The organism is Caballeronia zhejiangensis (assembly GCF_022879815.1).
Lineage (GTDB): Bacteria > Pseudomonadota > Gammaproteobacteria > Burkholderiales > Burkholderiaceae > Caballeronia > Caballeronia zhejiangensis.
In genome coordinates, this window is the sequence record NZ_CP084284.1 from 1,375,658 (window position 1) to 1,393,384 (window position 17,727).

At 64.3% G+C, this 17,727-nt stretch carries 17 protein-coding genes and 1 pseudogene; 7 read left to right on the forward strand and 11 right to left on the reverse strand.

What is annotated here, in order from left to right:
- The first annotated feature begins 267 nt into the window (after positions 1-267).
- Together LDZ23_RS20895 and LDZ23_RS20900 are read left to right on the forward strand one after the other, a co-directional pair.
- Entirely contained in the window at positions 268-750 is a 483-nt protein-coding gene (locus LDZ23_RS20895) for a glycoside hydrolase family 108 protein (RefSeq protein WP_008354240.1), read from the forward strand.
- The gene (locus tag LDZ23_RS20900) at positions 750-1,421 is read left to right on the forward strand and encodes a hypothetical protein (RefSeq protein ID WP_008354239.1); all 672 of its coding nucleotides are present in this window, start codon (positions 750-752) and stop codon (positions 1,419-1,421) included. The genes LDZ23_RS20895 and LDZ23_RS20900 overlap by 1 nt, the downstream gene beginning before the upstream one ends.
- 11 nt (positions 1,422-1,432) lie before the next feature.
- Here the strand turns inward: LDZ23_RS20900 and LDZ23_RS20905 are convergent, their stop codons facing one another.
- Positions 1,433-1,576 carry a hypothetical protein gene (locus tag LDZ23_RS20905; RefSeq protein ID WP_160172899.1) on the reverse strand — a complete coding sequence of 48 codons (144 nt, stop codon included), beginning with the start codon at positions 1,574-1,576 and terminating at the stop codon, positions 1,433-1,435.
- A gap of 236 nt (positions 1,577-1,812) precedes the next feature.
- Positions 1,813-2,580, reverse strand: coding sequence for an IclR family transcriptional regulator domain-containing protein (locus tag LDZ23_RS20910; RefSeq protein WP_008354238.1), 768 nt, complete (start codon positions 2,578-2,580; stop codon positions 1,813-1,815).
- 267 nt (positions 2,581-2,847) lie between these two features.
- On the opposite strand from LDZ23_RS20910, the gene LDZ23_RS20915 reads away from it, so the two are divergent.
- Both LDZ23_RS20915 and LDZ23_RS20920 read left to right on the forward strand, forming a co-directional pair.
- The gene (locus LDZ23_RS20915; protein ID WP_008354237.1) at positions 2,848-4,257 is read left to right on the forward strand and encodes an MFS transporter; all 1,410 of its coding nucleotides are present in this window, start codon (positions 2,848-2,850) and stop codon (positions 4,255-4,257) included.
- A gap of 99 nt (positions 4,258-4,356) precedes the next feature.
- Positions 4,357-5,316, forward strand: coding sequence for a LysR family transcriptional regulator (locus tag LDZ23_RS20920; protein WP_008354235.1), 960 nt, complete (start codon positions 4,357-4,359; stop codon positions 5,314-5,316).
- Here the strand turns inward: LDZ23_RS20920 and LDZ23_RS20925 are convergent.
- Both LDZ23_RS20925 and LDZ23_RS20930 read right to left on the reverse strand, forming a co-directional pair.
- The gene (locus tag LDZ23_RS20925) at positions 5,267-6,151 is read right to left on the reverse strand and encodes a bifunctional helix-turn-helix transcriptional regulator/GNAT family N-acetyltransferase (RefSeq protein ID WP_008354234.1); all 885 of its coding nucleotides are present in this window, start codon (positions 6,149-6,151) and stop codon (positions 5,267-5,269) included. The genes LDZ23_RS20920 and LDZ23_RS20925 overlap by 50 nt on opposite strands.
- A 36-nt stretch (positions 6,152-6,187) precedes the next feature.
- On the reverse strand, positions 6,188-7,201 hold the full coding sequence (locus LDZ23_RS20930; RefSeq protein ID WP_008354233.1) for an AraC family transcriptional regulator: 1,014 nt from the start codon (positions 7,199-7,201) through the stop codon (positions 6,188-6,190).
- Positions 7,202-7,354: 153 nt separating this feature from the next.
- Here LDZ23_RS20930 and LDZ23_RS20935 point away from each other — a divergent pair, with 153 nt between their 5' ends.
- Positions 7,355-8,209, forward strand: a complete 855-nt coding sequence (locus LDZ23_RS20935) for a class I SAM-dependent methyltransferase (protein ID WP_034472261.1) — start codon at positions 7,355-7,357, stop codon at positions 8,207-8,209.
- Between the two features lie 21 nt (positions 8,210-8,230).
- Here the strand turns inward: LDZ23_RS20935 and LDZ23_RS20940 are convergent, their stop codons facing one another.
- The 4 genes from LDZ23_RS20940 to LDZ23_RS20955 all read right to left on the reverse strand — a co-directional run bounded on the left by LDZ23_RS20940 (position 8,231) and on the right by LDZ23_RS20955 (position 11,680).
- On the reverse strand, positions 8,231-9,277 hold the full coding sequence (locus LDZ23_RS20940; RefSeq protein WP_008354231.1) for a Gfo/Idh/MocA family protein: 1,047 nt from the start codon (positions 9,275-9,277) through the stop codon (positions 8,231-8,233).
- A 61-nt stretch (positions 9,278-9,338) separates the two neighbouring features.
- Positions 9,339-9,563 (reverse strand): hypothetical protein, encoded by a 225-nt coding sequence (locus tag LDZ23_RS20945; RefSeq protein WP_235366157.1) that lies wholly within the window; start codon positions 9,561-9,563, stop codon positions 9,339-9,341.
- 78 nt (positions 9,564-9,641) lie between these two features.
- Positions 9,642-11,021 carry an ATP-binding protein gene (locus LDZ23_RS20950; protein WP_008354229.1) on the reverse strand — a complete coding sequence of 460 codons (1,380 nt, stop codon included), beginning with the start codon at positions 11,019-11,021 and terminating at the stop codon, positions 9,642-9,644.
- On the reverse strand, positions 11,018-11,680 hold the full coding sequence (locus LDZ23_RS20955) for a response regulator (protein ID WP_008354227.1): 663 nt from the start codon (positions 11,678-11,680) through the stop codon (positions 11,018-11,020). The genes LDZ23_RS20950 and LDZ23_RS20955 overlap by 4 nt, the downstream gene beginning before the upstream one ends.
- Before the next feature lie 198 nt (positions 11,681-11,878).
- Between LDZ23_RS20955 and LDZ23_RS20960 the strand changes: the two genes are divergently transcribed.
- Positions 11,879-12,268, forward strand: coding sequence for a hypothetical protein (locus LDZ23_RS20960; protein WP_144403588.1), 390 nt, complete (start codon positions 11,879-11,881; stop codon positions 12,266-12,268).
- Positions 12,269-12,619: 351 nt separating this feature from the next.
- Complete coding sequence (locus tag LDZ23_RS20965) at positions 12,620-13,603, forward strand: bifunctional helix-turn-helix transcriptional regulator/GNAT family N-acetyltransferase (protein WP_008354224.1); 984 nt, start codon at positions 12,620-12,622, stop codon at positions 13,601-13,603.
- A gap of 1 nt (position 13,604) precedes the next feature.
- Here the strand turns inward: LDZ23_RS20965 and LDZ23_RS20970 are convergent, their stop codons facing one another.
- From LDZ23_RS20970 to LDZ23_RS20980, 3 genes and pseudogenes are all read right to left on the reverse strand, one after another.
- Positions 13,605-14,525 (reverse strand): dihydrodipicolinate synthase family protein, encoded by a 921-nt coding sequence (locus LDZ23_RS20970; protein WP_008354223.1) that lies wholly within the window; start codon positions 14,523-14,525, stop codon positions 13,605-13,607.
- 13 nt (positions 14,526-14,538) lie between these two features.
- Positions 14,539-16,254 carry an IlvD/Edd family dehydratase gene (locus LDZ23_RS20975; protein WP_008354222.1) on the reverse strand — a complete coding sequence of 572 codons (1,716 nt, stop codon included), beginning with the start codon at positions 16,252-16,254 and terminating at the stop codon, positions 14,539-14,541.
- A gap of 142 nt (positions 16,255-16,396) precedes the next feature.
- Positions 16,397-17,712: pseudogene (locus LDZ23_RS20980) on the reverse strand (MFS transporter).
- Positions 17,713-17,727 lie beyond the last annotated feature (15 nt).

Sequence of the window (17,727 nt, forward strand, 5' to 3'; positions counted from 1 at the left end):
CGCACAGCGGCGCCGAAAAAGCGTTGGCCTTGGCACGACAGTTCGCATCTCCGCGCGCCTGCTACTCCCGTTCTGTGCGCCTTGCCACACAAGGCTTTCGCACGCGCGATGCAGCGACTGGCATGGCGGATGCATAAGGCCTGCCGTCGCGTCATGACTGCCTGCCACTGTTTGACGCGACCGGGCCGACGCCTCGCGCGCCGGCCCGTTTCTTCCGGCGCCGCGACGATGGTTCCGGCGGCACGCGCAGGCGCCAAGGAGATCGACATGAACAGCTTCGACGACGCCTTCGAAGCGCTGATCGGCAGCGAAGGCGGCTACTCATTCCATCCGGCGGACCCGGGCGGCGAAACGATGTGGGGCGTGACGGCGCGCGTCGCACGCGGCTATGGCTATGCGGGCGCGATGAAGGACTTGCCGCTCGATCTCGCGAAGCGCATCGCGAAGCAGAAGTACTGGGACCCGCTGCATCTCGACGAATTCGATCCGCGCGTCGCGTTCCAGATCTTCGATGCCAACTACAACGGCGGGCTCGTCGTGCTGTGGATGCAGAAGGCATCGGGCGCAAAGGAAGACGGCAAGTTCGGCCCCGATACCGTCGATGCCGTGAAAGCCGCCGATCCGATGCGCTTCGTCCTGCGCTTCATTGCGTATCGATTGCGTTATCTGAAGGGCCTGCACGCATGGCCGACGTTCAGCCGCGGCTGGACCGAGCGCATGGCGACGAATCTTCTTTTGGGAGCAGCATGATGGACTGGTCGAAAGTGGCGGCAACCATCGGCGCGAAGGCGCCTCTTCTCGCGGGTCTCATCGGCGGGCCCGTCGGGCTTGGCGTCAGCACGGCGGCCGCGATCATCTCCCATGCGCTCGGGACGCCTAACGATCCGGATATCGTCGCGACCGCGCTCAACGATCCCGCCGCGCTCGACAAGATCAGCCAGGCCGAAAACGCGAACTCGTTGCAGTTGCAACAACTCGTGGTGGCGGCGGCGCAGGCGCGTCTGTCGTTCGAAGCGGACATGGCGCGCATCTCGGCGGGCGACCGCGCCGATGCGCGCGCAATGGGCATCGCGAACAGGGACTGGGTGCCCAAGTTCCTCGCGATGGCCGTGACCGGCGGCTTCTTCGGCATTCTGCTGCTGATGGCGTTGCGCGCGTTGCCCGAGGCGAATCGCGATCTCGTGAACGTCGTGGTCGGCGCGCTCGGGACCGCGTGGATCAGCATCATCGGGTATTACTTCGGGACGTCGGCGGGCTCGATGCGCAAGACCGAACTGCTCGCGCAACCGAGCGTGCCGATCACGCCCGAAACGGCGGTGACGTTGCGCGATCCGGCGCCCGCGTCGGGCGCGAACGGCGATAGCGCGCATCGCGCATTCGTGCCGGGCGGGCAAGGCCCGATCTTCACGGGCGCGTCGTGAGCGTCATCGTGTCAGAGCTCAGTTGGTCGTGCAACGCGCATGTTGACCGGCGATGTCTGCGCATAAACCGGCGCTGAGCCGACTCCGAGTGAAAGCGCGGTGGCGACCGTTGCTGCCGACAGACTGAGAAGCCGTTTCGCGTCGAACTGAGTCATGTCGATTCCCCTTTCCTTGTGTCGATATCCGCTTGGCGTTGCGAACGCTGGTCGCTGCAACCGTGGGGGGAATGTGGAGCTGGGGAATTAGGTAAAAGTGAGGATGATGCGGTCTGATCCCGAAAACGCTCACCTTTACGTCATAGGCGATTCAGAAATTACCTTTAAACAAGGGCTGCGAGCGCCATTCGACACGCATTCCCGAAAACCCTCACCTTTGCGCGATCTCGCCGCGGTCAGATCACGTTCAACATCGACAACGCCGTCTCCTGCAACGGCGGCAGCACGCGGGCAAGCGCTGCCTCGGCGGTTTCCTTTCCGATCGGCATGTTCGCCGACAACGCCGCGACCACTTCGCCGTGCCGGTTCTTCATCGGCACCGCGATGCCGCGCACGCCCATCTGCAATTGCTGCTCGATCGCGACGTAGCCATCCACGCGCGCCTGCCTGATCTTCTCGTATAGCTTTTCCTTGTTCGTGATCGTGAGCGGCGTGAAGGGCTTGAACTCGGTCGCTTCGAGCCAGCCGCGCACCGATGCCTCGTCCATATACGCGAGCATTGCGATGCCGCCCGACATCAGCGCGGCCGGCACGCGCGCGCCGAGCACGAAGCCGGTCGTCATCACGCGCGTCGAACCATTGCGCGCGATGATCACGAGGTCCCAGTCATCGAGCACGCTGACATACACCGACTCGTGAATCAGCGCGCTCAATTGCTGCAGATAAGGCTGCACGATGCGCGGCAGCCGCGCCGACTCGAAATACGACCAGCCCATGCGCAGCACGCGCGGCGTGAGATTGAAGAGCTTGCCGTCGGTCTGCACGTAACCGAGATGCGCAAGCGTCAGCAGATAACGCCGCGCCGCCGTGCGCGTGAGGCCGGTGCGCGCCGCGGCTTGCGTCGGCGTCATGCGCGCGTGCTGATCGTCGAAGGCTTCGAGGATCGCCAGTCCCTTCTCCAGTCCGGCGATCCAGTCGCGCTTGTCGAGTTCCGGTTTAGTCATGCTTGTATGCTTGTTTAGTTATGGATGGGCCGATGTTTCGGCGCTCCATCAAAGTCAATTGCTAGTGCTAACCCCCAAAGTGATCGATTATCGGACACGCGCGTGCGATAATCGCGCAAAATTTATCATAAATCGTTGATCGAAAGGGGTTGCGCTTTTATTCTCCAATCACTTTCAGAGCGCGCGTATTGCGACAAACCAAAACGCTCCGCCGCTCGGCCAGATTCCAGGCTCAACTCCATAAACCCATTGTTCGGAGACATCTCTATGGCTAGCCCTAAGGAAGACGCGCACGGCGGCCGCCAGGCGAAAAAAGCGACCGCGAGCGGCTGGATCGGCTCGGCGCTGGAGTATTACGACTTCTTCATTTACGCCCAGGCTGCTGCACTCATTTTCCCGCAGTTGTTCTTCCCGTCGGGCAATCCGAAGGTGGCGATCATCGCGTCGCTCGCGACCTACGGCGTCGGCTACGTGGCGCGTCCCATCGGCGCATTCGTGCTCGGTCATCTGGGCGATACGCACGGCCGCAAGAACGTGCTGCTCGTCTGCATGTTCCTGATGGGTATCTCGACGATGGCTGTCGGCCTGCTGCCGACGTATCACCAGATCGGCATGGCCGCGCCCGCGCTGCTCGTCGTGTTGCGCCTGCTTCAAGGCTTCGCGGTGGCCGGTGAAATCTCCGGTGCGAGCTCGATGATTCTCGAGCACGCGCCGTTCGGCCGACGCGGCTACTACGCGAGCTTCACGCTGCAAGGCGTGCAGGCCGGCCAGATTCTCGCGGCCGCCGTGTTCCTGCCGCTCGCCACGTTCATGCCGGAAGACATGTTCAACTCGTGGGGCTGGCGTGTGCCGTTCCTGCTGTCGGCCTTCGTGCTGGTCGCGGGCTACATCATCCGTAAGGAAGTGCATGAAACGCCCGCGTTCACGTCCGAGGAATCGCATGGCGGTGTGCCGAAGTCGCCGATCAAGGAAGCGTTCGCCAACAGCACGCCCGACATGATCCGCGTCGTCTGCATGGCGCTGATGAACGTGATTCCCGTGGTCGCGACGATCTTCGGTGCGGCGTATGCGGTGCAGTCTTCCTACGGCATCGGCTTCCACAAGAGCGTGTATCTGTGGATTCCGGTCGTCGGCAACATCGTCGCGGTGCTGGTGATTCCGTTCGTCGGCAATCTGTCGGACAAGATCGGCCGTCGCCCGATGATGATCGGCGGCTCGCTCATCTCCGGTCTGCTGGCCTTCGCGTATCTCTACGCGATCAGCATCCATAGCGTGCCGCTCGCGTTCCTGATGTCGCTGCTGATGTGGGGTGTCGTGTATCAAGGCTATAACGCGATCTTCCCGAGCTTCTATCCGGAACTCTTCCCGACCCGTTCGCGCGTTTCGGCGATGGCGATCTCGCAGAACATCGGCACGACGATCACCGCGCTGTTGCCCGCACTCTTCGCGGCCGTTGCGCCGCCGGGGTCGGACAACATTCCGCTGACGGTCGGCGCCATTGCCTTCGGCGTGACGATCATCGCGGCGATCGCGGCTTACTCGGCGCGTGAGACGTATCGCATCCGCCTGAGCGATCTCGGCAAGAAGGACGCCGTGCCGATGAGCCAGCAAGAATACGAGCGCCTGCGCGCCGATTCGATCTCCGTGGACAAGGTCGCGAAAGCGCACCACGCATGAGTTGACCGTGTTGGAGTGATCTTCCGGGCCCTTCGGGGCCCGTTTTTTTGCGTGACGCGATAACATGAATGCCTTCTCATCCATGACGCGGAGGCATGAATGGCCGGCTTCAACGAACGCATCCTCAACGGCATCAGCGTGTTCGCTGCGATCGTCGATGCAGGCACGTTCGCCGCGGCGAGCGATCGGCTCGGCATGTCGCAACCCGGCGTGAGCCGCGCGATCGCGCGTCTCGAAGCGCGTCTGAAGATTCGTCTTTTCGATCGCACGACGCGCAGCGTTTCGCTCACCGACGATGGCCGGCGCTTCTTCGAGCACGTCATGCCGCATCTCGCGGGACTGGAGGAAGCGGCGGCCACGGCATCCGAAGGGGCGACGGCGGTGCGCGGCCGCTTGCGCGTGAACGTCGATCCGATCTTCTCGCGGCTTCTGCTCGGCCCGAAGCTCGACGCGTTTCTGAAGGCGCATCCCGATCTGCAACTCGAACTCATCACGAGCGACCGTCTCGGCGACATGATCGCGGATGGTTTCGATCTCGCCGTGCGCTTCGGCGAGCCGCGCGATTCGAGTCTCGTCGCGCGCAAGCTGCTCGATACGCCGGTGCGGACCGTCGCCGCGCCGTCGTATATCAAGCGATGCGGCACGCCCGCTACCCCGCAGGCGCTCGCAGACGGCACGCATACGTGCATCGAGTTTCGCGATCCCGAAACGGGACGGCCGTTCGCGTGGGAGTTTCATCGCAAGAAGAAGCGCATCACGGTGGAAACGCACGGCCGTCTCACGCTCAACGATCCCGGCACGATGCTGAGCACGCTGCTCTCAGGCTATGGCGTCGCGCAGATTCTGCTGCTGGGTCACGAACATCTGATCGCCGATGCCAAGCTCATCGACCTCTTCCCCGACTGGCCCGACGAGCGCTTTCCGCTGTATGCGTTTTATCCGTCGCGGCATCATCCGCCGGCGAAGACGCGCGCGTTTCTCGATCTCGTCATCGCGCTGACGGGAGGCGTCAACGCAAACTCTTCTCGAACCAGTGATGCGCGTAAGCCTCGTCGCTGAACGGCGCGACCTCGACATAGCCGGATCGCCGATACAGGCCGATCGCTTCCCCGAGCGCCTTGTTCGTCTCCAGACGCACGGCTTTCGCTCCGTTCTTCGACGCGAGCCGTTCGGCCTCTTCGAGCAGCCGACGTCCGACGCCGAGTCCGCGCGCGCCGGCGCTCACCCACATGCGCTTCAACTCGGCCGGCGACGCGCCGTGGAACTTGAGCGCGACGCAGCCTATCGCCGCGCCGCGCAGCCTCGCAACGATCAGCGCGCCCTGCGGCGCCGTCAATTCGCGCGAATCGGCGGACAGGCTGACGGACGGATCGAAGCCCGCTTCGAAGCGCGCGTTCAACTCCGCGAAGTATTGGTCGATGCACCATTGCGCATCCTCGCTCGTCGGGTCTTCGATCGCGAAGCGCATCAGCGAAGGTTGCAGCAAGCGCTCGACTTCGGCCATCGCCGCGATCAGCCGCTTGCGCTGCGCATCGTTCAACGGCGCGAGCATGCCCCCCGCGACCGCGTCCGATAACCTTTCGAGTTCTTCACGTTCGGCGCAGCCCGCATCGGTGAGGCTCGCGCGGCGCACGCGGCGGTCATCGGGACGAGACTCGACCGCGACGAGACCTTGTCGCTGCAGCGCGGCGAGCGTGCGGCTCACGTAACCCGAATCGAGACCGAGACGCTCGCGCAACACGCGAAGATCGACGCCCTGCGCACCGATTTCCCAGATGAGCCGTGATTCGCCCATCGGACGGCCGCGCCCGAGAAAATGCTCGTTGAGCGCGCCGATGCCCTCGGCAACGGTGCGATTGAAGCTGCGAATCTGGCTGATGTCGGTCGGGTTCATATCTCTGACTCTAGTCAGAGAATCGCCCGGCGTCAATCAATGTGCTTGCGCCTCGGCTTCCACGCGCGTTTTCTCCCGGCGCCACGTCGCGGGCGGCTTGCCGACGAGGCGCTTGAACGCACGAATGAACGCCGCTTCGGATGCATAGCCGACGTCCTGCGCGACCGCTGCGATCGTCGCGTTCGTGTTGCGCAGCAGTCCGGCCGCGACCTGCATGCGCCAGTTGACGAGGTACTGCATCGGCGGCAAGCCGATGATCTCGCTGAAGCGCTCGTGCAACGCCGAACGCGAGAGGCCCACGCGCTCGCCCAGTTCTTCGACGGTCCACTCGTGCGCGGGCGCATCGTGCATGACGGCGAGTGCGCGCCCGACGAATCGGTCGCGCAGGCCCGCGAGCCAGCCGCGGCTTTCATCGGGCAGTACATCGACGTAACGGCGCACGGCATCGACGAACATCATCTCGCTCATGCGTTCGAGCATCGCTTCGCCGCCCGGCCGCTTGTGACGCGATTCGACGACGGCCTGCTGCATGAAGTGATTAATCCAGCCCTGCGCGCCCGATTCCTTCAGATGCAAGAGGCGCGGCAACGTCGCGATCAGCGGATTGAACGGACGCAGATCGCAGCCGAGAAAGCCGCATACGAGCATCGTTTCATACGCGTCGTCGGGGCGTCGATTGTTGCGCGCCTCGACCGCGTCGTAGGTCAGCGTGAAGGGCAGCTGATCGATCTTCATCGAGAACGGATCGATATCCGCTTCGGCGCGAATGCCCGGCGCGCTCGAAATCACATGCGCGTCGCCGTGCGGAAACACGATGATGTCGCCGCTCGCAAGACGCACCGGCGCTTCGCCGACGAGCGCGCCCCAGCAGTTGCCGTGCGTCACGACGTGATACTCCATCACATGCTCGCAATCCGGCATGACGATGCTCGCGATGTCGCGCGCGGGCGGCGCTTCGGCCGCCCAGCTTCGATTGCCGCTCACGTGAAAGAACAGCGCGCCGCGCAAGCGCACGGTGCGCAGCACGTCGGACAGGATGTCGAGACTCATGGCGTCTCCCGGTGATCGTAAGCATCGCAAAGCGGACGAACGGACAATTCGCGGCGACTTGCGGACAGGCGTCGAAGCGATGGTAACGGGATACTGCATCTGCCCGCTATCAGGGCGACGCTCGACACATCATCCGGAACTGGAGAACGAACCATGCATGCGTTGAATACATCCGCGGTCTGCGACGAGCCGGCCAAATCACAGCAACCCGATTTCGCCGCGATCAAGGCCCGCCAGCAAGCCACCTGGGCGAGTGGCGACTTCGCGGTGATCGGCACGACATTGCAGATCGTCGGCGAGATGCTTGCCGAATCGATCGATGTGCGCGCCGGCGAGCGCGTGCTCGATATGGCCGCCGGCAACGGCAATGCGACGCTCGCCGCCGCGCGACGTTTTGCCCGCGTGACATCGACCGATTACGTTCCGGCGCTGCTCGAAAAAGGCCGTGCGCGCGCGCAAGCCGAAGGACTCGCGATCGACTTCGAGGTCGCCGATGCCGAGAACCTGCCCTTCGACGACGGCAGCTTCGATGTGGTGCTGTCGACATTCGGCGCGATGTTCACGCCGGATCACAGGCGCTCGGCGAGCGAAATGCTGCGCGTGGCGAAGAGCGGCGGACGCATCGGCATGGCGAACTGGACGCCCGAGGGTTTCATCGGCCAGTTGTTCAAGATCATCGGCGCTTACGTGCCGCCGCCCGCGGGGCTGCAATCGCCCGCGCTTTGGGGCACCGAGCCGCATCTCGTCGCGCTCTTCGGCGCCGAGGCAGCCGATATTCGTTGCGTACGCAAGTACTTCAACATGCGCTATGAATCGCCGGCGCACTGGATACAGGTGTTCCGCGATTTCTACGGGCCCGTGCATCGCGCGTTCGCGGCGCTCGATGCAGCGAAGCAGGCCGATCTCGAACGCGAGATCGGCGGCCTGCTCGAACGCTGCAATGTTGCGGGACCGTCTTCGCTCGTCGTGCCGAGCGAATACATGGAAGTGGTGATCGTCAGGCGTTGACGAGATGCGCTCGCGCGCGAATCACAGCGTGACGGGCTTGCCGCTGCGCGCGCTTGCGATGATCGCGGCGAGCGTCGCGGCATTGTCGAGACTCACTTGCGCGTAGTACTCGATGGCGGCGGCACCGTGCGTTGCGACCATGCGCGCGAAGCTTTCCGCCGCGAAGAAGAAGCCGCTTCCGGTGTCCGACTCGACCGTCTCGAACGGCACCGAATTCGGAATGCCGCGACGCAAGCGCATCTGGCTCGGCAGATAGCCGTATTGATCGCCCGCCGTCTGCGCGCTCGTGTGATTCAGATATTCGGTGTCGATCGTGCCCTGCGTGCCGATGATCGTCGCGTGCCGATGATTCGCCGCATCCATCGAGCACGAGACTTGCGCGCGGCGGCCATCGGCGTAGATGAGCGTCGCCATGAGGCTGATGTCGACGTTGCTGTCGGCCCATGTCGCGATTGCATCGACGCGTTGCGGCGCGCTGCCCATCACGAGACGAATGAGGCTCAGCGGATAACTCCCCGCATCGAGCAGCGCGCCGCCGCCGAGCTCGGGCTTCATGCGGATGTTTGCGCCGGGATTGCCGACGGTGAAGCCGAAGTTCGCCTGAATCGCGCGCACGTCGCCGATCGCGCCTTCGCCGATTAGCGCCATCATCGTCGCGGTCTGCGGCTGGAAATAGTATGGGAACGCTTCGAGCAGCAGCACGCCATTGCGATCGGCGGCCTCGAACATGCGCGCGGCTTCGTCGCGATCCAGCGCGAGCGGCTTCTCGCACAGGATGTGCTTGCCGTGATCCGCGGCCTTGATCGCCCATTCGGCATGCAGGCTGTTCGGCAGCGGAATGTAAACCGCGTCGATGTCCGGGCTCGCAAGCAGCGCGTCGTAGCTGCCGAACCATTTTTCGATGCCGTTTGCTTGCGCGAAGGCTTGCGCATTCTCGTCGCTGCGGCTCGCGACCGCGACGACGCGCACGCGCTCGCTCGGTCTCACGTCACGCGTGAATTGTCTGGCGATGTTCGCGCCACCGAGAATGCCGAGGCGCAGGACGGACGATGCTTGAGTGGATGACAAGGCGGGCTCCTGAATTTGTACCAAATGGTTCACCACGTCAAAGGTAACACAATCGCGTGCTTCAAGGCATGCACTTGTCGGGACGAACTTTCGTGCCGCGCCGGTCCGCCGGGACGTTGCAATTGTCCACGCGTTGATCGTCGCTGGCCTTGTCGCCGAGACGTTCCTTCAAGGTCTTCGGTTCCGGTGCGGCGGACGAAGCCGCAACGGGCGCTTCCGCTGCGTCCGTTGCAAGCGCGGCGCCGGTCCACGCGAGACAAGCGCATAGAAGAACGAGTGTCTTCATGACAGACCGCCATGAAAGATGAAACGAGCAGCTTCGCCGCGCGGCGAGCGCACGACGCCCCGCTTCTTGCGGTTTCATTCAGGCATGCATTCCGCTGACGACATCCTTCGCGCGCGCCGCCGACGCAACCGGACACAAGCCGCGCACCGCGACGATCAGACCGCTCGCGTCATCGCGGTTCCTGACGTCGAGCGTCGCGTGATGCCGTTGCGCGACGCGCAGCGCGATCGCGAGACCGAGCCCGCTGCCGTGTCCCGACGTCCCGACGCAACGATAAAAGCGGTCGCATACGCGATCGATCTCGTCCGGCGGAATGCCGGGGCCGGAGTCCAGCACGGTGAGCGCGATGCCATCCGCTTGGCGCCGCAAGGTCACGTCGACGCGCCCACCGTGCGGCGTGTGACGGATCGCGTTATCGAGCAGGTTGTTCACGAGGACGGCGAGCGCGTGCGTGTCGCCCATGATCGTGAACGGATCGTGATCGTCCAGCGCATGTTCGAGTTCCAGGCCGAGGTCGATCGATCGTGCTTCGGCCAGCAACGAGAAATCGCTCACGCGGAGTTCGCAGAGCGTGCGCAGGCTCATCGGCGCGATGGCCGCTTCGCGCGCGGCGTCTTCGCGCGCCATGCTGAGCAGCTGCTGCGCGAGATGGATGAGGCGATTCAACCGGCCGTCGATCTTCGCGAGCGTCGCGGCATCGACCTGAAGCGAGCCATCGCCGATTGCGCCCTGGATTTGCAGCTTGAGCGCGGTGAGCGGCGTGCGCAGTTCGTGCGCGGCATCGGCGACGAACGTGCGCTGCGCCTGCGATGCCTCCGAGAGACGCGCGAGCAGGCCATTCAACGCATCGACGAGAGGACGCAGCTCGTCGGGCATCGGCTTGTGGAAGACGACGGGCTCGAGCGATTCCGGCGAGCGCGCGACGAGCGATTGCGACAGCCAGCGCACCGGCGAAAGCCCGCGCGCGACGACGAGAAGCACGATCACGACGATCACCGGAATCAGCAATGCGAGCGGCCAGATCGTGCGCAATGCGAGCGCCATGGCGAGATCGTCGCGGATGAAATAAGGCTGCGCGACCTGCACGAAGCGATCCGGCTGCGCGACGCCGAACGCGCGCCAGCGATACCCTTCCCGCTCCGCCGATTCGAAACCGTCGCCGAAACGCGGCAAGGCGGGCTCGCGCGGCGAGTGATAGATGAGGCGGCCCGTCCGATCCCAGATGTCGATGACGAGCCGGTCGTCCGCGATGCCGTGCAGTTCGGGATTGCGGCCCTCTGCAACGTCGTCGGCGGTGATGTTATGCGGCAGCGAGAGCGCGACGGTGCGCAGTTCGTAGTCGAAGAGTTCGCCGGCTTCGAGGCGCGCGGCGTCGAATATGCCGACGCCCGCAATCAGGCACGCGATGCCAAGGCTGCAGATGAGCCAGCCGAGCAGCCATCGGCGGATCGTTGTCATCCGATCCTCTTCAATCGATAACCGACGCCGCGCACCGTCACGATCTCATCCGCGCCGATCTTGCGCCGCAAGCTGTGAACGTGGACTTCGATCGCGTTGCTGCCGACTTCCTCGCCCCAGCCGTACAGTTTTTCTTCGAGCTCGGGGCGGCGAAATACGCGCGACGGCTCTTCGATCAGCGCCTGCAGCAGCGCGAACTCGCGCGGCACGAGATTGAGCGCGACGCCGCCCTTGGTCGCCTCGTGTGCGGCCGGATTGAGCGTCAGCTCGCCATGCGAGTACACCGGATGCTTGTGCCCGGTGCGGCGTCTCAACAATGCGCGGACGCGAGCCGCGAGCTCGTCGAGATCGAAGGGCTTCATCAGATAGTCGTCCGCGCCGGCGTCGAGGCCGCGGATGCGGTCATCGACGGCATCGCGCGCGGTCAGGATCATCACGGGCGCGTCGCCGCCGTTCTTGCGATACGTGGCGAGCACGTCGAGGCCGTCGCGCTTGGGCAGGTTCAGGTCCAGCAGCACGAGGTCGTACACGCCGTTGCCGAGCGACAGCTCCGCGGCCCGTCCGTCCTGCGCCCAATCCACCGTGTAACCGGCGCGGCGCAACGCGGCGAGCACGGTCTCCGCGATCATCTCGTCGTCCTCCACCAATAACAGGCGCATGCACTTTCTCCAGGCTCAACAGGTCGCCGCCGATTGTCCGGCTTGCATGCTTAAGCGCCACTTAAGCTTTGCGCGCAGCCGCACATTATGTCCCCGATAACGCCTTGCGGCGCCGGCGGCTTAAGCATCGCATAAGGTTTGTCCACGCACTATACGTCGAGCGCGCCGATTCGCGGCCGTGCGGCCCCGGAGATGCCGATGCGAGCGTCCACTATCGTTTCCCTGCGTGCGAACGCCGTGCTGATCGCATTGTGCGTCGCGGCATCGGATGCGGCGTGGCTCGCGGTCTGCGGTTGCACGGGCCATGTGCATGCGCTCGAAACCACGACGATGCGTCTCGCGACGCTCGGGAGCGCGGCAGGCATCGTCTTCATCGTGCGACGCATCGCCAAGCTCGAATTCGATGCGGCCAGAGCCGCAAGGCGCATCGCCTGGACCAGCGACAGATTCGTCATCGACGGAACGTGTCCCGGCGCCTGGCTCGTGCAGCTCCATGTGGAGCTTCATCCCGACGGCTCACGGTCGAGCGCCGCGCACGCGTGTCCCCACGCAGCGGCGTCCAGCAGAGTGCCACGCGGTCGGGCGTGACCTCGGAATCGCGCCCGACCTCCTTCGACCCGGCTCATGAGCCGGGTTTTTTTTGTCCGCGAATATTTGCCGCGTCTCGCACTACACATTGCTTTCGCTCGCATTTCAATGTCCATTCGTTCGCTTACCTAAGCATCCCCGTCTGTATCGTGCGCGGCGCGTGCGCGAGTTCGCGTGGGGCGGCATCGCAATCGTGTTGCTGCGCGTGGCGGAACCGCGGCGCGCGAGCGAATTGGCGCGCCATCGCGGCTAAAGGTGAGGCTTTTCGGGAGCGCGATTTTTCTTGCGAAAGTTGCAGATCGCAACTAAATTAGAGGCATTTGGTTGCGCCTCGCAACCGATGGAGAGGACATGGACTTCATCGACACACCCGTTCAATCGCGCGACAAAACCATTCTCGAACTGCGCGAATTCTCGCGCAAGCTCGTGCGCGAACTGGGCTTCATGCGCAACACGCTGGCCGACAGCGGACTCGCGCCTTCGGCGGTTCACGCGATCATCGAGATCGGGGCGACGCCCGGCATTCAGGCGCGCGACATCGCGCAAATTCTGCGGCTCGACAAATCCAACGCCAGCCGGCAGATCGCGCGGCTCGAAGCGGCGGGGCTTGTCACGCGGCAGACATCGAGCGAAGACGCGCGTTCGTCCGAGCTGTATCTCACGGCGAACGGACAGAAGCTGCGCAGAAAGATCGACAAGTTCGCGACCGATCAGGTTTCCGACGCGCTGCGCCGCATGGTGCCCGAAGATCAGCAGACGCTCGTGCGCTCGCTCGCGCTCTACGCCGATGCGCTCGCCCACGGTCACGAACACAAGATCTATCACAGGACGCATGCCGCGCATACGGAAAGCGCGCGCATCGTCGAGGGATACCGGCCCGGCTGCATCGGCGATGTGGCGAGCCTGCACGCGCGTTTCTACGCTCATCACGCGGGCTTCGGCGTGTTCTTCGAGCGCAGGGTCGCGACGGAATTGGCCGCATTCGCGGAAAGTCTGCCGGTCGAAGGCCGCGCGTTGTGGCTCGTGATGGAAGGCGAGCGCACGCTCGGCTCGCTCGCGATCGATGGCGATCTCACCACGCGCGTCGCGCATCTGCGCTGGTTCATCGTCGACGATTCGTTGCGGGGCAGCGGCATAGGCAGGCAATTGATGGCGCGCGCGATGAGCTTCGTCGACGCGCACTACGACGAAACGTATCTCTGGACCTTCAAGAGCCTGGACGCCGCGCGCCACTTGTACGAATCGTTCGGATTCACGTTGAGCGATGAAGCCGAAGGCACGCAATGGGGCACATCCGTGATCGAGCAGCGCTTCACGCGGCACGCGGCGCGCTGATTCATCGGCGCAAGACGCGCGATGTCGGCCCTAGTCGTTGCGCGAAACGGCGCGCGCATTCGATGCCGAACGGCGTCGGACGCGCGCCGCGATCGTGCTGCACGTCAAAGCCCATGCGCCACGCCGCGATGCGCTTGCCGTAACAGGTGAGCGTTTCCAGGGACTGCATCACGAAGACGATTTCCGGCAGCGTCTCCGCATACAGCGATTCGGCATCGTCCTCGCGGCCTTCGGCGAACGCGTCGTAAATGGCGGCCTGACGATCGAACGCGTCGGGCGCGACGATCAGGCCATCGCAGCCCGCACGCAAGTTGTCCACGAGTTCCTGGCCACCGCGCCCGTTGAACACCGCGAGCGTCTGTTCGAGCGCGCGCAATCGTTCGATGGTCGCGCGGATCGTCACAGCCGGGCCCTCGCCCTTCAGCAAACGGAAGTTCGGCCGCTCGGCAGCGAGCGCGGCAATCGATTCCGCCGACAAACCCACGCCCAGATATTCCGGCGCGTTCTGAATGCCCGCATTCGCGCCGGTCCGTTCGAGCACCGACGCGAAGAAGTCGTAGTAGAACGCTTCCGGCTCGCCGCGTTTGGACGGCGGTTGAAGGATCAACCACGACGCGCCGCGTTCGAGCGCATGGCTTGCGAGCGCGACTTGTGCATCGACGCTGTCGCCGGTGATCGTGACCGCGAGCGGCACGCGACCGGCGATATGCGCGGCGCATACGTCGATCATCGTGCGCTTCTCGTCTTCCGACAGGCGATGCACTTCCGTCGCGAGACCGAGCGTGACGATCGCCGGCGCGCCCGCCGCGAGGGTCGCGTCGATCTGCTTGCGCGTGGCGTCGTGGTCGAGGCGGTTCAGCGCATCGAAATAGGCGTACAGCACCGGCCACATGCCGGGCGGCGGCGTTTGCAGGTTCGTCATCGATTGCCTCCGCTCAATGCGAATCGCGCGGCACGGGCGCGCCGCTCGAACCGACGAGAAAGTCCAGGTCCGCGCCCTGATCCGCCTGCAAGACATGCTCGACATACAAGCGGTAATAACCGCGCTTCGGCAATTCGGGCGCCTGCCATGCGGCGCGGCGCTTCGCCAGTTCTTCGTCCGATACTTCGAGATGCAGACGCCGCGCTTCGACGTCCAGTTCGATCATGTCGCCGGTCTGCACGAGCGCGAGCGGACCGCCCGCCGCCGCTTCCGGCGACACATGCAGCACGACCGCGCCGTAGGCGGTGCCGCTCATGCGGCCATCGGAGATGCGGACCATATCGGTGATGCCTTTTTGCAGCACCTTTTTCGGCAGCGGCATGTTCCCGACTTCCGCGAAGCCGGGATAACCCTTCGGCCCCGCGCCCTTCAGGACCATGATGCAGTGCTCGTCGATATCGAGCGAATCGTCGTCGACCTTCGCGTGCAACTCTTCGACGTTTTCGAATACGACCGCGCGCCCGCGATGCTTCAGCAACGATTGCGTCGCCGCCGATGGCTTGATGACCGCGCCGTTCGGTGCGAGATTGCCCTTCAGCACGGCGATGCCCGCGTGCGGCTTGAATGGCTTCTCGAACCGCGTGATGACCTTCTCGTCGTAGTTCTGCGCGTCGCTGACGTTGTCCCAGATCGTGCGGCCGTTCACCGTGAGCGCATCGCGATGCAGCAAGCCTTGCTCGCCGAGCTGACGCAACACCGCGGGCAAGCCGCCCGCGTAATAGAAGTCTTCCATCAGATACTCGCCCGATGGCTGCAGATTCACGAGGCAAGGCACCTTGCTGCCGAGTTCCCAGTCTTCGAGCGTGAGCTCCACGCCGATACGCTTCGCCAGCGCGATCAGATGCACGACCGCATTCGTCGATCCGCCGATCGCCGCGTTCGTGCGGATCGCGTTCTCGAAGGCTTCGCGCGTGAGGATCTTGTCCATCGTGAGATCGTCCTTGACCATATCGACGATGCGTCGGCCGGCCATGTGCGCGAGCACCTGACGGCGCGCATCGACGGCGGGAATCGCGGCATTGTGCGGCAAGCCCATGCCGAGCGATTCGACCATCGAGGCCATCGTGGATGCGGTGCCCATCGTCATGCAATGGCCGCGCGACCGGTTCATGCACGATTCGGCTTCGACGAATTCTTCCTGCGTCATCGTGCCCGCGCGCACTTCCTCCGACATCTGCCAGACGCCCGTGCCCGAGCCGATGGTGCCGCCGCGAAAGCGGCCGTTCAACATCGGTCCGCCCGACACCGCGAGCGCGGGCAGATTGCACGACGCCGCGCCCATCAGCAAGGCGGGCGTGGTCTTGTCGCAGCCGACGAGCAGAATGACGCCATCGATCGGATTGCCGCGTATGGATTCTTCGACGTCCATCGACGCGAGATTGCGGAACAACATGGCTGTTGGCCGCAGATTCGATTCGCCGAGCGACATCACCGGAAACTCCAGCGGAAAGCCGCCTGCCTCGCGCACGCCGCGCTTCACGTATTCCGCGAGCTCGCGAAAATGCGCGTTGCACGGCGTGAGTTCCGACCATGTATTGCAGATGCCGATGACCGGCCGGCCATCGAACTGATCGTGAGGTATGCCCTGGTTCTTCATCCACGAACGATGGATGAACGCGTCTTTATCGTTGCCGCCGAACCAGCTTTGCGAGCGTAGCTTCTTGCGCATGGAAGTCCCCTTTATCGCGCTTTCTTCATAGTGTGGGATCCAGTAAAAAAGGCCGCGCGGGCGGCCTTTTCAGAAACCCGGACACGTCGAGTTATACACCTCGCATACGCATCCGGCGCGCGTGCAGCGCAAGATTTGACGATCAGTCGAGCATTTCCTGCGACCTTTCGCGCATGCACGCCACCGCGATCACGGAGAGCACGCCGCAACCGATCACGTACCACGCGGGCGCCATCACGCTCTTCGTAATGACGATGAGCGACGTCACGAAGAACTGCGCGAAGCCGCCGAAGATCGCCACGCCGATGCTGTAGACGATGGCCGCGCCCGTCGCGCGCACCGAACGCGGGAACAGCTCGCCGAGCATCGCGCCGGTCGGACCGACGTTGAGCGAATGCACGATCGAGAGCACGGTGACGACCGCGAGCAGCGTCGTCGCGTTCGGCGATTTGTTCAGCAGCGCGAAGGCCGGCCAGATCGCGAGCATCAGCAGGATGCGCGTCGTCTGCGCGAGCTTGTTGCGGCCGATGCGGTCCGACAGATAGCCACCTATCGGCGCGACGATAAAGAGAATCGCGCCCGACACGCAGCCCGAAAGCATCGACGTCCAGCTCGGCAGCCGAGCGTCTTCACGCCGTAGATCGACAGATAGAACACGATGATGAAGTGCGCCGACGTGCCGCCGATCGTCAGGCCGAGTCCGTTGAGCACCGCGCGGCCATGTTCGCGCAGCACGGTGACAAGCGGAATCTTCGGTGCCTTGGGCGCGGCGGCGACGTTTTGCGGCGGTGCTTCTTCCATCGTGCGACGCAGCCACCAGCCGACGGGCACGATCGCCGTGCCGATGAAGAACGGCACGCGCCAGCCCCAGCTTTCGAGTTGCGCGGTCGTGAGCGTCGCCGTGAGCGCGACGCCGGTCAACGCGCCGGCGAGCGCCGAGAGTCCCTGGCTCGAGAACTGCCACGATGCATAGAAGCCGCGCCGGTTCGCGGGCGCCTGTTCGAGCAACAGCGTCGTCGATGCGCCGACTTCGCCGCCCGCCGAGAAGCCTTGAATCAGCCGTGCGATCACGAGAATGATCGGCGCGGCGATGCCCGCTTGCGCGTAAGTCGGCGCGACGGCGATCATCGCGGTGCCGAGCGCCATCAGCCCGAGCGTGAGGAGCATCGCCTTCTTGCGGCCGGCGCGATCGGCGTACATGCCGATCAGCAAGCCGCCGATCGGCCGCGTGAAGAACCCGACGCCGAAGCTCGCCACCGCAAGCAGCAACTGGCCGACCGGATCGTCCACCGGAAAGAACAGCTTGCCGATGGTCAGCGCGAAGAACGCATAGACGATGAAGTCGTAAAACTCGAGCGCGTTGCCGACCGCCGCCGCCAGAACGAGCCGCGTGCGCGCCGCGCGGCTGGTTTGCATCGAAGGATTCGCGGGCGCGCTGGCAAAGGTAGGTGCGTTCATGATGGATTCCGAAGG

Excerpts from the sequence above, each read along its gene's own strand:
- LDZ23_RS20945 (WP_235366157.1), bottom strand. The coding sequence starts at position 9,563 with ATGAAGACACTCGTTCTTCTATGCGCTTGTCTCGCGTGGACCGGCGCC.
- LDZ23_RS20895 (WP_008354240.1), top strand. The coding sequence starts at position 268 with ATGAACAGCTTCGACGACGCCTTCGAAGCGCTGATCGGCAGCGAAGGC.
- LDZ23_RS20935 (WP_034472261.1), top strand. The coding sequence starts at position 7,355 with ATGCATGCGTTGAATACATCCGCGGTCTGCGACGAGCCGGCCAAATCA.
- LDZ23_RS20915 (WP_008354237.1), top strand. The coding sequence starts at position 2,848 with ATGGCTAGCCCTAAGGAAGACGCGCACGGCGGCCGCCAGGCGAAAAAA.
- LDZ23_RS20955 (WP_008354227.1), bottom strand. The coding sequence starts at position 11,680 with ATGCGCCTGTTATTGGTGGAGGACGACGAGATGATCGCGGAGACCGTG.
- LDZ23_RS20920 (WP_008354235.1), top strand. The coding sequence starts at position 4,357 with ATGGCCGGCTTCAACGAACGCATCCTCAACGGCATCAGCGTGTTCGCT.
- LDZ23_RS20910 (WP_008354238.1), bottom strand. The coding sequence starts at position 2,580 with ATGACTAAACCGGAACTCGACAAGCGCGACTGGATCGCCGGACTGGAG.
- LDZ23_RS20925 (WP_008354234.1), bottom strand. The coding sequence starts at position 6,151 with ATGAACCCGACCGACATCAGCCAGATTCGCAGCTTCAATCGCACCGTT.
- LDZ23_RS20960 (WP_144403588.1), top strand. The coding sequence starts at position 11,879 with ATGCGAGCGTCCACTATCGTTTCCCTGCGTGCGAACGCCGTGCTGATC.
- LDZ23_RS20900 (WP_008354239.1), top strand. The coding sequence starts at position 750 with ATGGACTGGTCGAAAGTGGCGGCAACCATCGGCGCGAAGGCGCCTCTT.
- LDZ23_RS20905 (WP_160172899.1), bottom strand. The coding sequence starts at position 1,576 with ATGACTCAGTTCGACGCGAAACGGCTTCTCAGTCTGTCGGCAGCAACG.
- LDZ23_RS20950 (WP_008354229.1), bottom strand. The coding sequence starts at position 11,021 with ATGACAACGATCCGCCGATGGCTGCTCGGCTGGCTCATCTGCAGCCTT.
- LDZ23_RS20970 (WP_008354223.1), bottom strand. The coding sequence starts at position 14,525 with ATGACGAACCTGCAAACGCCGCCGCCCGGCATGTGGCCGGTGCTGTAC.
- LDZ23_RS20930 (WP_008354233.1), bottom strand. The coding sequence starts at position 7,201 with ATGAGTCTCGACATCCTGTCCGACGTGCTGCGCACCGTGCGCTTGCGC.
- LDZ23_RS20975 (WP_008354222.1), bottom strand. The coding sequence starts at position 16,254 with ATGCGCAAGAAGCTACGCTCGCAAAGCTGGTTCGGCGGCAACGATAAA.
- LDZ23_RS20965 (WP_008354224.1), top strand. The coding sequence starts at position 12,620 with ATGGACTTCATCGACACACCCGTTCAATCGCGCGACAAAACCATTCTC.